This is a genomic window from Halorussus marinus (genome assembly GCF_004521895.1).
GTDB classification, from domain to species: domain Archaea; phylum Halobacteriota; class Halobacteria; order Halobacteriales; family Haladaptataceae; genus Halorussus; species Halorussus marinus.
The window spans coordinates 24,241-37,080 of the sequence record NZ_SBIR01000008.1 but is presented as its reverse complement, the minus strand read 5'-3'; the positions used below and the strand labels follow the sequence as shown (position 1 = coordinate 37,080).

The window sequence follows — 12,840 nt, the reverse complement described above, 5'->3', positions numbered from 1 at the left end:
GCGCCGGCCCGACTGTCCGGACGGCGACGGTAGCTGTGTTTTTACGCGTCAAACCCCTACGGCGAGTGATGACTGCCCAGCGACATCGGGAGGGGTCGGGTCGAGCCGACGCGGCCGGCGGCGCGACCGACGACGACGCGCCGCCGGCCGCGATCGCGGTCGACGGGCTGGTCAAGCGGTTCGGGACCGGCCCCGACGCGGTCACCGCGGTCGACGGCCTCTCGTTCGAGATCGAGCCGGGATCTGTCGTCGGACTGCTCGGGCCGAACGGCGCGGGCAAGACGACGACCATCAAGTCGATCCTCGGGATGGTGCTCCCCGACGCGGGCACGGTCCGGATTCACGGCCACGACGTGGCCGAGGCCCCGCGCGAGGCCTACGCCCGCGTCGACGCGATGCTGGAGGGCGCACGCAACGACTACTGGCGGCTCACCGTCCGGGAGAACCTCCGGTACTTCGCGACGATCGGCGGGGTCGATCCCGACTCGGTCGCCGACCGCCACGACCGACTGCTGGAGAAGCTCGACCTCGCGACGAAGGCCGACGAGCCGGTCCGGAGCCTCTCGCGAGGGATGAAACAGAAGGTCTCGCTCGCCAGCGTGCTCGCGAGCGACGCCGACGTGGTCTTTCTCGACGAGCCGACGCTTGGCCTCGACGTCGAGAGCTCCCGGACGCTCCGGCGCGAACTCCGCCGGATCGTCGACGAGCGCGACCTGACCGCGGTCGTCAGCAGTCACGACATGGACGTCATCGAGGCGGTCTGTGACCGAGTGATCATCATGAGCGAGGGCCGGATCGTCGCCGACGACACCGTCCCGGCGCTCCTCGACGGCTTCGAGACGCGGGGCTACCGGCTCGCGAGCCCGGATCTCACCGACGAGGTGGTGGCCGGCGTCCGCGAGCGGTTCGAGGTGACCGACCGCGAGCGCGTCGGCGAGAAGACCGAGATCGAGGTCGCGACCGACAGCGACGGTTTCTACGCGCTGGCCGCCCACCTCCGGGAGCGCGACGTGGCGCTGGATTCGGTCGAGACGGTCGAGCCCGATCTGGAGGAGGCGTTCGTCGAGATGACGGGCGACGCCGGGGCGGCCGGCGGAGGTGAGCCGTGACCGCCCGCCGATCGGACCCGGTCGCGACCGACCCGGGGGAGGCCGGCGACGCGACCGATCGGCGACGCGCGGGCTACCGCCAGCTCGCGAAGGCGGTCCTCTACCGGGAGTATCTGATCTTCGTGCGCTACCCCGCGAACGCGATCGGCGGCATCGTGGTCTCGCTGTTTTTCTTCGGGCTGTTGTTCTACGGCGGCCGGATGCTCGCGGGCCGGGCGCTGACCGACTCGATCGAGGGGATCGTGGTCGGATACTTCCTCTGGACGCTGTCGGTCGGCGCCTACAGCGCCATCTCCAACGACATCGGGAGCGAAGTCCAGTGGGGGACCCTCGAACGCCACGTCATGACGCCGTTCGGGTTCGCGCCCGTCGCCTTCCTCAAGGGCGTCGCGAAGGTGATCCGGACCTTCGTCACCTCCGCGGTCATCCTGGCGGTCATGCTCGTGCTCACCGGGACCACCCTCGAACTGAACGTCCTCACCGTCGTCCCGGTCGCGGTGCTCAGCATCGCCTCGGTGCTGGGGCTCGGCTTCGCGGCCGGCGGGATCACCGTCCTCTACAAGCGGGTGGGCAACTGGCTCAATCTGCTCCAGTTCGGGTTCATCGTGCTCATCTCGGCGCCGGCGTTCGACCTCGGGTGGACGAAGTACCTCCCGCTCGCGCAGGGTAGCGCGCTCCTCCAGCGCGCGATGATCGACGGAACCCGGCTGTGGGAGTTCCCCGCGGCCGATCTGGCGGTGCTGGGCGGGGTCGCGGTCGGCTACGTGGCGCTTGGCTATCTGGTGTTCGAGTACGCGACCCGGCGGGCCCGGCGGCTCGGGGTCCTCGGCGACTACTGATCGGGCGACGGTCGGGCGCTCACCGCTCGCGGACGCGCATCGGCATCCCGTTTCGCGGGTGCATCGTCAGCGACGGCAGGAGGTCGAGACCCTCCTCGCCGGTGTACTCGAGGCTGTACCGCTGGGCGGTGCGTGCGAGGATGAGCTTGGCCTCGAGTTTGGCGAGGTGCTTGCCGATGCAGTGGCGGGGACCGCCCCCGAACGGGAAGTACGCGAACCGCGGGCGGTCGACGTCGCGGTCCCACCGGTCGGGGTCGAACGCGTCCGGTTCGTCCCAGTAGCGCTCCGAGCGGTGCATCGCCCACTGAGAGAGCATGATCGCGGCGTCCTCGGGGACGCGATACCCGCCCAGTTCGACGGCCGACTTCGGCTCGCGGAACATGGTGTACACCGGCGGGTACAGCCGCATCGACTCGTCGACCACCTGCTCGACGAACGCGAGGTCGCCCACGTCGTCTATCGTGGGCCGGTCGTCGCCGAGCACCTCGTCGACCTCGGCGTGGACCCGGCGCTCGGCCTCGGGGTGTTGGGAGAGGAGATACCACGCGTAGGTCAGGGTCAGCGCGGTGGTGTCGTGGCCCGCCAACAGCATCGTCATCACCTCGTCGCGGATCTGGCGGCTCGACTGCTCGCCCCGATCCTGCGCGCGCAGGAGGATCGACAGCAGGTCGTCGGGGCCCTCGTCGGCGGCAGCGTCGCCGTGGGTCCCGCGTCGCTCGGTCACGATGTCGTCGATGACCGACTCCATCGTCCCGACGGCGGCGTCGTACTCGCCGTCGCCGGGCATCGGTAGCCACCGCGGGGCGGCGAACCGGACGGGGTCGGGCTCGAACCGCGCGCCCAGCGGCACCAGCGACTCCCGGATGGTCCGGACCCGCTCGTCGTCGAGGTCGGTGCCGAGCATCAGGTCGACGATGACCGCGAGGGTCACCTGCGTCATCTCCTGTTCGACGTCGACGCCGGCGCCGTCGGCCCAGTCGGCGAGCAGGTCGTCGTGGTGGTCGACGATCCGGTCGGCGAACCCCATCAGCCGACCCATGTCGAACGCGGGGTTGGCGAGCTGGCGCTGTTTCCGCCACGTCTGGCCCTCACTGAGCAACAGCCCCTTCCCGAGCAGGTCGCCGAGCGCGTCGCTCTGGAAGTCGGGCTTGCGGAACTGGTCGGCCTCCGAGACCAGCACCCGCTCGACGTCGGCGGGGTCGGTCAGGAGGTAGGTGTTCAGCGGCCCGAGGTCGAACTGCACGACGCTCCCGTAGGCCCGTTCGCACGCCGAGAGGAAGCGAAACGGATCGCGGGCGTATCGGCGGCTACTGCCGAACAGCGGTTCTCCGCTCGGCCCCGGCGGTGAGGAGCTCATTAGCGGTGCTTAGGAGTCGAACGTCATGAATCCGGCGGCGATCGGGGCGTGCTATTATATCCCGCGAGGCGGAGTGGTCCCACATGGACCACGTCACGGCGCTCGAATGTACGCTGTGCGGCGAGACCTACGACCCCGAACGGGTCGTCTACACCTGCCCGAACCACGAGGGAGTCCGCGGGATCCTCGAAGTGACCTACGACTACGACGTCGTCCGCGAGCGGTTCGACGCCGACCTCGACGGCGCGATTCCCGACCAGTGGAAGTATCGCGCGTTCTTGCCGGTCGCCGACGACGTCGACCCGGTGTCGCTCGGCGAGGGCGGCACCGACCTGCTCGAGGCACCCCGGCTGGGCGCGGAACTGAGCGTCGACCTGCGGATCAAAGACGACGGGCGCAACCCCACGGGCGTGCTGAAAGACCGCGCGACCAGCGTCGCGGTCACGAAGGCGAAGGCCGCCGGCCGCGAGGTCGTCACCTGCGCGTCGACCGGGAACGCGGCGGCGTCGCTCGGCGGGTACGCCGCCCGGGCGGGGCTCGACTGTCGGATCTTCGTCCCCGAGGACGCCCCGGAGGGAAAGCTCGCCCAGCCGCTCGTCTACGGCGCCGACGTGCTCGGGGTCGCGGGAAGCTACGACGAGGCCTACGACCTCTCGCTCGACGCGACCGAGGAGTTCGGGTGGTACAACCGCAACGCCGCGATCAATCCGTTTCAGGTCGAGGGCAAGCGGACGGTCGGCCACGAACTCGCCGAGCAGACTCGGGGCGACTGTCCCGACTGGCTCGTCTTCTCGATGGGCGACGGCTGTACGATCGCCGGCGGCTGGAAGGGGTTCCGGGAGTTCGCGGAGCTCGATCTGGTGGCCGAGACGCCGAAAATGCTCGGCGTCCAGGCCGAGGGCGCAAGCGCCATCCACGACGCGTTCCGCGAGACCGACGACGCCGACGAAGTCGCCGACACGGTGGCCGACAGCATCGCGGTCGGGCGCCCCCGGAACACGGTCAAGGCGTGCCGGGCGCTCGAAGACAGCGGCGGTGACTCGGTGCTCGTGACCGACGAGGAGATACTGGCGGCCGAAGCGACGCTCGGTCGGACCGAGGGCCTGTACGCCGAGCCCGCGGGAGCGGCCCCGATCGCGGGGCTTCGGAAGGCCCGCCGGAAGGGTATCGTCGAGGCCGGCGAGTCGGTGGTGGCGGTCCTCACCGGCAACGGGCTGAAAGACGCCGCGAGCGCGATGCGGGCGGCCGGCGAGATCGAGCGGATCGACGCCGACCTCGACGACGTGATCGCGCGGTACGGCGCGTGACCGCCGGCCGCATCCGACGAGGGCCGGGGCCGAACGCGGTCAGTGCTGGTGGGTGAACAGCAACACGTCGTCGTCGGCGGTCGTCACGCAGAGGTCGAGCACCTGACTCAGTTCGAGGCTGTCGTACTCGCCCTCGCAGACGACCAGATCGTCGAACGGCTCCTCGCAGGCCGGACACGCGATGCTGACCGTGTTCCGGTACGTGTTCACGGTGTCGGCCGACTCGTGGGGCGTCAGCGACGAGAGCAACTCGTCGAGCTCGCTCCGGTTCATGGCTCGCGATTGCGATTGGGCGGCGTCCGGATAACTGTATCGCTCGAACACCCCGAGCCCGGCCCCGCGGTCGGCCGTCCGGCGCGCGACGGCGCCGGTCGCGGAGTCACTCCGCGACGGCCTCGGCGACCTTCTCGATCGGGTGGGGCGGCTCGGGGGCGTCGCCATCCCGGTCGCCGAGCTGGGTCCGACACGACGCGCCGGGCGCGACCACCACGTCGCCGTCGCTGTCCTCGACCTGCTCGAACAGGATCTCGCCGATGGCCTCGCTCATCGAGAAGTGTTCGGCCTCGTAGCCGAAGCTCCCGGCCATCCCGCAACACCCCGAGTCCAGCGGGTCCACCTCGTAGCCCGCCCGCCGGAGGACCCCGACCGCGTGGTGGTCTTTCTTGGTCGCCTTCTGGTGGCAGTGACCGTGGTAGGAAAGCGACTCGCCGGGGGCCTCGAACGCGGCGTTCTCGTCGAGCCCGAACGCGTCGAGATACTCACAGACGCCGTACGCGCTGGCGGCGACGGCGTCGAGGTCCGACCCCGAGACCGCGGGGTCGTCGCCGAGCAGGTCGAAGTAGTCCGACTGGAACATCACGGCGTCGGAGGGCTCGGCGACGACCACGTCCCAGCCGTCCGCGACGCGGGGCGCGAGCGCGGCGACGTTCTCGCGGGCGGTCTCGCGCGCCCGGTCGAGGAGGCTCTTCGAGAACGCGGGGCGACCGCTGTCGGTGACGTCGTCGGGGACGCGGACGTGGACGTTCGCGGCTTCGAGCGCCCGGACCGCCGCCTTCCCGACCTCGGGGTGGCTGTAGTTGGTGTAGGGGTCGGCGACGAGCAGCGCCTTCCGGTCGGCCGCCTCGGGGTCGACCCGCGGGCCGCGGTCGGCGAACCACTCGCGGAACGTCTCGCGCTCGAACGACGGGAGCGTCCGGTCGCGCGCGATGCCCACCGTCTTCTCGACGAGCGTCCGGGCGCCCGGGAGCTTCGTCGCCCAGTTCGAGAGGGGCGCGAACGCGCTCCCCAGCGACAGCAGCGTCTCGGGGTCGCCGAACAGCCGGTCGCGGATCGAGACGCCGTCCCGGCGGTGGTTCTCGTGTTCGATCTCGGCTTTGAGCTTCGCCATGTCGACCCCACTCGGACAGTCGTGTTTACAGCCCTTACAGCCGATGCAGAGGTCCAGCACCTCGTCGGCGAACTCCTCGGAGAACAGTTCCTCGTCGGGCAGGTCGCCGGTCATCGCGCGCCGGAGCATGTTCGCCCGGCCTCGGGTCGAGGTGATCTCCTCGTCGGCGGCCCGGTAAGTCGGACACATCACGCCGCCGGTGGTCTCCTGCTCGCCCCGACAGCCCGCACAGCCGTGACAGAGCTCGACCATCCCCTGAAAGCCGTTCTCGTTGTCCCAGTCGAGCGCCGGGTCGAACGGCGCGTCGAACTCGTAGTCGGGGTCGAATCGCAGATTCTCGGTCATGTCGACGTCGCCACACACCTGCCCGGGGTTGAGAAGCCAGTCGGGGTCGAACGCGGTCTTGAGATCGCGGAACGACTGCCAGAGGCGCTCGCCGTAGAGCTTGCGGTTCCACTGGGTCCGGGCGCGGCCGTCGCCGTGCTCGCCCGAGACGCTCCCGTCGTATTTCACCACGAGGTCGGTCACCGCGTCGGCGATCGAGCGCATCGTCTCGACCCCGTCGTCGGTCTTGGTGTTGACCAGCGGTCGGATGTGGAGCACGCCCGGCCCGGCGTGGGCGTAGTAGCTCGCGAACGTGTCGTGGTCGTCGAGGATCGCCTGAAACTCCGCGACGTACTCCGGGAGGTTCTCGGGCGGGATCGCGGTGTCTTCGAGGAACGCGAAGTGCTTCTCGTCGCCGGTCCGGGACAGCAGGATGGGGAGCCCGGACTTGCGCATCTTCCAGAAGCGGGCGCGCTCGTCGTCGGCGTGGGCCTCCATCGCCGCGACCGCCCGCCGGGCCGCGTCGGTGGTCGCCGCCGCGCCGTCGCTCGGGGCGGCCGCGGTGGTCGCGTCCGGCACCCGATCGGCGACGAGGTCCGCGACCTGCTCGCGGCCGTGGGCGTCGTCCTCGGCGTAGAACTCCACGAGCAACACCGAGTCGGTCCCGTCGGGGAGCATCGCGACCACGTCCGCGAACTCGTCGGTCTCGGCCGCGAGGTCGAGCAACACGTCGTCCATCACCTCGACGGCCGCCGGGTCGTGTTCGAGGATCGGGGCGACGTCCTCCATCGCGTCGATCACGTCGTCGTAGGCGAGGAGCGCGACCGCCTTGGTCTCGGGGACGGGTTCGAGCGAGACCGTCGCCTCGGTGACGATCCCGAGGGTGCCCTCGCTCCCGGCGAGCAGTTTGGCGAGGTTGATCGAGCCACCGTCGCTCGGGGCGCCACCGCTCGCACGTTCCGAGCCGCGCTGGGCCTCGCGGGCCTCCTCGACGAGCACGTCGAGGTTGTACCCCGAGACGTTGCGCTTCATGTCGGGGAACCGGGCCTCGATCTCGTCGGCCTCCTCGTCGATGAGACGGACGAGTTCGGCGTAGATGCGGGCTTGGAGGTCCTCGGCCGCCGGGTCGGCCCGGGCTCGGAGTTCGTCGAGCGAGACCTCGCCGAACGTCGTCACGGTGCCGTCCGCCAAGACGACCTCGCACGACTCGACGTACGCGTCGGTCTTGCCGTACTTCAGCGAGTGAGCCCCCGTCGAGTTGTTCCCGATCGCGCCGCCGAGGACGCTCTTGTCGCCCCACGCCGGGTCGGGCGCGAACTTCAGGCCGTCGGGCGCGAGCGCGGCGTTGAGTTCGCCGAGCGTGATGCCCGGCTGGGCGACCGCGAGCGCCTCGTCGGGGTCGAACGAGACCAGCCCGTCCATGTGGCGGGTGAAATCGAGCACGACCGCCTCGTTGACGGTCTGGCCCGCGAGGCTGGTGCCCCCGCCCCGCGGGAGGACCGGTATCTCCCGCTCGGCGCAGTAAGTCATCACCGCGGCCACGTCGTCGGTCGAGGTCGGGAACACGACGCCGATCGGGGTCTGCTCGTAGATGCTGGCGTCGGTCGCGTACAGCTGGCGGGTGTACGAATCGAAGCGCACGTCGCCCGCCACGCGGGCGTCGAGATCCGAGACCAAGCCGGGGCGATCGACGTCGTCGCTACGGTAGTCGTAGTCCCCGCCGTCTGCGGGGTCGCGGGAGCCGGTCGGTCTGCTGGCCATGTCGGAGTATTGGGAGTTGAGAGGGATAAAACGCCGCGATCCCGAACCGGTTTGCCGGCTCGGGGCCGGCGACGAGGGCCGGCGGGCTCAGAACAGCCCCGGAACGAGCACGTAGGCGAACGCCATCCCGAGCAGGCCGGCGACCACCGCGAAGATCGCGGTCGGGACGACGGTCTTGCGGAGCATGTCGCCCTCCCGGCCCGTGATACCGACGACCCCGCAGATCGCGGCGACGTTCAGCACCGACACCATGTTACCGATGCCGCCGCCGACGTTCTGGAGCGCGACGACGACGACCCGCGAGATGCCCACGTCGCCCGCGGCGTCGAACTGGAGCGCGCTGAACAGGATGTCCGAGGAGGTGTTGCTCCCGGTCATGAACGATCCGAGCGCGCCGATCCACGGCGAGACCATCGGCAGGAGTTCGCCCGCGCCCAGCGCGAGCACCCGCGAGAGCGCCTCCATCATCCCGATCACGCCCTCCGGGTTGGTCGCCGACTGAATCATGACCTGGCTCATCGACACCGCGACCACGAGCGTGACCGCCGCCGAGGAGACCTGCGAGATGGAGTCGCGCCACGCGTCGACCATCTCGTCGGCGTCCATCCGGTGGAGCGCCCCGGTCAGGATCGCGACCGGGATGAACGGCATCGTCCCCGGCAGGTAGAGATACCGGATCGAGAACGAGAGCTCGGTGCCGAGGATGCTGTCGATCCCGACCGTGTACTGCTGGATGGCGTCGAGCAGGCCGAGGCCGGGCCACCGCGTGACGAGCAGGACCCCCGCCACGAGCAGGTAGGGCGTCCACGCGAGCACCACCGACATCTCCTTGCGCGGGCTGTCGGTCTGTATCTCGTCGAGGTCGAGGCCGCCGCGCCACGAGTCGGTCCACGACTCCTCGTCGGGGAACTCCCAGTCGTCGTCGGGCACCAGCACTCCGCGGTTGGCCATGAGCACCCCGACGCCGAGCGCGACGAACCCGGAGGCGATGTCGGGCAGTGCCGGGCCGAGGAACCACGCGACCGCGGCCTGCGAGACGCCTGCGACGACGCCGAGCACGAGCGCGAACGGCACCGCCGGGAGCGCGACTCGGAGCGCGCCCGCGAACGAGCGCTCGTCCTCGTCGCCGAACCAGTAGCCGAGCAACACGACCGCGAGAACGCCCCAGAACGCGAAGGTGAGCCCGGTGACGACGCCGGTCCACGCAGACACCAGATTCAGAAACTCGATCTGGGACATCCCGGCCGGGAGCGACTCCGCGCCGATGACCGACCCGACGCCGCCGAGGACGGGGGTCCCCGCGGCGCCGAACGGCGGACTCGGGGCGTTGAACAGCAGGCCGAACACCGCGGCGGCCAGCGGCGGGAAGCCCAGACCGATGAACAGCGGCGCGGCCAGCGCGCCGGGCGTCCCGAAGCCCGCCGCGCCCTCGATGATCGTCTCGAAGCCGATCCCGATCAGGAGCAACTGGATGCGGCGGTCCTCGGCGATCTGGGTGAAGTACCACCTGATCGTCGAGATGGCCCCGCTCCCGTCGAGGTAGTTCATCAGGAGTATCGCCCCGAAGACGATGAGGATGATGCTGACCGCCTGGAGCGCGCCGTAGATCGCCGACGCGGCCCACCACGTCGGCTCCATCCCCCAGAGGGTCAGACCCAGTACCGTCGCGAGCACCCATCCGACGCCCATCGCCCGGGCCGCCGACCACCTGAGGCCGACGAGCAGGGCGAACGCGGCACCGATGGGCACTGCTCCAGCGAGCGCGAGCACAGCGACGCTTACCATTGGCGTGCCTCCATGTTTTAACCGATCGATAATGTCGGTAAGTAACTTTCTACATAAAGCTAATTAAAAATAATTATTTTCCCGGAGCGTTCCTGCCGTTCGAGCCGTCGAGCCGCCGACGAGGGGCGGTCGGTGACACAATACCTAATTGGATCCCCTCACAAGATCCAGCCATGAGCGCGCAGGCGACCGACGAGTTCGAGGAATCGCTGGATGGACTCGGGGTGACGTGGTCGCGGACGACGGCCGCGGCCTTCGAGGCGACGCTCGCGGACGCCGTCACCGGGCCGGCGGTCGGTGTCGCCCTCCCGTTCGAGGGCGTCTCGCTGGCCGGGACCGACGTGACCAGCGACCCGACGCCGGCCGAACTCGACGCGGCCGCGACGGGCGTGACCGCCGCCGAGTTCGCCATCGCCGACTACGGGTCGGTCGTCCTGCGACCGGACGCGCCCGGCACCGAGCCGGTCGCACTCTACCCCGAGCGCCACGTCGCGGTGCTCGCCGAGAGCGACGTAGTGCCCGACATGGAGACCGCCTTCGGGCGGCTCGCCGACGCGATGACCGACGAGGCCGGCGACGCCATCATCGCGACCGGGCCGAGCGCGACCGCCGACATGGGCTCGCTCGTGAAGGGCGCCCACGGGCCGAAAGACGTCCACGTCGTCGTGCTGGAGGACCGATGAGCTCCGAGTCACGGGCGGCCAAGGCCGCGAAGATCCGCCAGACCCTCGCCGCGGAGGGCGAGGCGGTCGCCGCGAACACCAAGGGGTTCAACGAGGGCCGGTACGAGTCGGTCGGGGGCCTCGACGACTACGAGGGGCTGAAAGAGCGAGCGCGGGCGATCAAGGAGGACGCCATCGAACGGCTCCCGGAGCTGATCGAGCAGGTCCGAGCGAGCGTCGAGGCCAACGGCGGGACGGTCTACCTCGCCGACGACGCCGCGGACGCCAACCGCTACATCGCGGAGGTCGTCGCGGACCGCGACGCCGACACGCTGGTCAAGAGCAAGTCGATGACCACCGAGGAGATCGAGGTCAACGACCACCTCGAAGCGAGGGGGACCGACGTCTGGGAGACCGACCTCGGGGAGTTCGTCCTTCAAGTCGCCGACGAGGCCCCGAGCCACATCGTCGCGCCCGCCATCCACAAGTCCCGGGAGGGGATCGCCGAGCTGTTCAACGCCCACTTCGAGCCCGACGAGCCCCTCGAAACCGCCGAGGAGCTGACCCAGTTCGCCCGCGAGTACCTCGGCGAGCGCATCGAGGAGGCCGAGGTCGGGATGACCGGCGCGAACTTCGTCGCGGCCGACACCGGCACCCTCGCGCTCGTCACGAGCGAGGGCAACGCCCGCAAGACCGTTCAGGCGACCGACACCCACGTCGCGGTCGCGGGCGTCGAGAAGCTGGTACCGAACCTCCGGGACCTCCACCCGTTCGTCGAACTCATCGGCCGGTCGGGGACCGGCCAGGACATCACCTCCTACATCTCGCTGTTCTCGCCGCCCGGCGAGTCGCCGACCGTCGAGTTCGACGGCGAGGCGACCCTCTCCGAGCAGGACGCCAACCGGGAGTTCCACCTCGTGTTGCTCGACAACGGCCGGATGGCGATGCGCGAGGACGACCAGCTCCGCGAGACGCTGTACTGCATCCGGTGTAGCGCCTGTGCGAACTCGTGTGCGAACTTCCAGCAGGTCGGCGGCCACGCCTTCGGCGGCGAGACCTACTCGGGCGGCATCGCCACCGGGTGGGAGGCCGGCGTCCACGGCGAGGACAGCGCCAGCGAGTTCAACGACCTCTGTACGGGCTGTTCGCGCTGTGTGAACCAGTGTCCGGTGAAGATCGACATCCCGTGGATCAACACGGTGGTGCGCGACCGGCTCAACCGCGAGGGCGCCCCCAGCGAGTTCGAGTTCCTCGTCGACGGGCTCTCGCCCGACGCGGAGCCGTCGGGGCTGGACATCCAGAAGCGCTTTTTCGGCAACTTCGGCACCCTCGCGAAGCTCGGGAGCGCGACCGCGCCGCTCTCGAACTGGCTGGCGAGCGCCGACCCCTCCCGTCGGCTGTTAGAGCGGTTCGTCGGGATCGACAGCCGGCGCGAGCTCCCGTCGTTCGAGCGCGAGACGCTCGTCGAGTGGTTCGCCGACCGCGGCCCGCGGGTCGGCCCCGAGGCGGCCGACCGGGAGGCGGTGCTGTACCCCGACGTGTACACCAACCACATCCAGACCGAGCGCGGGAAGGCCGCGGTCCGGACCCTGGAGGCGCTGGGCGTCCGGGTCCGGGTGACAGAAGCCCCCGAGAGCGGGCGCGCACCGCTCTCGCAGGGGATGGTCGCGACCGCCGACGAGCTGGCGAGCGAGACCTACGCGGCGCTTGCCGAGCACGTCGACGCGGGTCGGGACGTCGTGGTGATCGAGCCGAGCGACCTCGCGATGTTCCACCGCGAGTACGAGCGACTGCTCCCCGAGGCCGCCCACGAGCGACTCGCCGACGCCAGCTACGAGGTGATGGAGTACGTCTACGGCCTGCTGGAGAACGGCGCGCCCGGCGACGCGCTGGCGGGCGGGGACGGCGAGCGAGTCGCCTACCACAGCCACTGCCAGCAGCGCACCCTCGGGCTGGCGGGCCACACCGAAGCGGTGCTGGAGGCGCTCGACTACGACGTGCTCACCTCCGACGTGGAGTGTTGCGGGATGGCGGGGAGCTTCGGCTACAAGTCCGAATACTACGATCTGAGCCGGGCGGTCGGCGAGGACCTCGGCGAGCAGTTCCGCGAGCCAGACGCCCGCGACCGGACGGTGGTCGCCAGCGGCACCTCGTGTCTCGAACAGCTCGACTCGCTGCTCTCGCGACCGTCGCGCCACCCCGTCCAGCTCGTCGACCCCGGACGGTGAGGGCGACGGCGGGACGGAGTGGTTGGCACTGATTCGCACGCTCGCGGTAGCTTTTTTTCGGCCGCCGGACAAGCCCGGGCC

9 protein-coding genes are annotated in these 12,840 nt (G+C 70.1%); 5 read left to right on the top strand and 4 right to left on the bottom strand.

Translation table 11 applies throughout. The features are described from left to right. Positions 1-68: 68 nt before the first annotated feature. Both EPL04_RS11400 and EPL04_RS11395 read left to right on the top strand, forming a co-directional pair. Positions 69-1,109, top strand: a complete 1,041-nt coding sequence (locus tag EPL04_RS11400; protein ID WP_134671474.1) for an ABC transporter ATP-binding protein — start codon at positions 69-71, stop codon at positions 1,107-1,109. Beyond that, positions 1,106-1,948: an ABC transporter permease gene (locus EPL04_RS11395; RefSeq protein WP_134671473.1), complete on the top strand. Its 843-nt coding sequence runs from the start codon at positions 1,106-1,108 to the stop codon at positions 1,946-1,948. Before EPL04_RS11400 ends, EPL04_RS11395 begins: the two co-directional genes overlap by 4 nt. 19 nt (positions 1,949-1,967) lie before the next feature. Here EPL04_RS11395 and EPL04_RS11390 read toward each other — a convergent pair whose 3' ends face one another. After that, complete coding sequence (locus tag EPL04_RS11390; RefSeq protein ID WP_134671472.1) at positions 1,968-3,305, bottom strand: cytochrome P450; 1,338 nt, start codon at positions 3,303-3,305, stop codon at positions 1,968-1,970. Between the two features lie 83 nt (positions 3,306-3,388). Between EPL04_RS11390 and thrC the strand changes: the two genes are divergently transcribed. Then, a complete protein-coding gene (thrC, locus tag EPL04_RS11385; RefSeq protein WP_134671471.1) occupies positions 3,389-4,612 on the top strand; it encodes a threonine synthase in 1,224 nt (407 codons plus the stop codon). 39 nt (positions 4,613-4,651) lie between these two features. Here thrC and EPL04_RS11380 read toward each other — a convergent pair whose 3' ends face one another. From EPL04_RS11380 to EPL04_RS11370, 3 genes are all read right to left on the bottom strand, one after another. Next, positions 4,652-4,885, bottom strand: a complete 234-nt coding sequence (locus EPL04_RS11380) for a DUF7385 family protein (RefSeq protein ID WP_134671470.1) — start codon at positions 4,883-4,885, stop codon at positions 4,652-4,654. A 106-nt stretch (positions 4,886-4,991) separates the two neighbouring features. Continuing rightward, on the bottom strand, positions 4,992-8,084 hold the full coding sequence (locus EPL04_RS11375) for an FAD-binding and (Fe-S)-binding domain-containing protein (RefSeq protein ID WP_134671469.1): 3,093 nt from the start codon (positions 8,082-8,084) through the stop codon (positions 4,992-4,994). Between the two features lie 87 nt (positions 8,085-8,171). Beyond that, positions 8,172-9,869 (bottom strand): L-lactate permease, encoded by a 1,698-nt coding sequence (locus EPL04_RS11370; protein WP_134671468.1) that lies wholly within the window; start codon positions 9,867-9,869, stop codon positions 8,172-8,174. Positions 9,870-10,042: 173 nt separating this feature from the next. On the opposite strand from EPL04_RS11370, the gene EPL04_RS11365 reads away from it, so the two are divergent. Beyond that, entirely contained in the window at positions 10,043-10,552 is a 510-nt protein-coding gene (locus EPL04_RS11365; protein WP_134671467.1) for an LUD domain-containing protein, read from the top strand. After that, complete coding sequence (locus EPL04_RS11360) at positions 10,549-12,759, top strand: LUD domain-containing protein (protein WP_134671466.1); 2,211 nt, start codon at positions 10,549-10,551, stop codon at positions 12,757-12,759. The genes EPL04_RS11365 and EPL04_RS11360 overlap by 4 nt, the downstream gene beginning before the upstream one ends. Positions 12,760-12,840 lie beyond the last annotated feature (81 nt).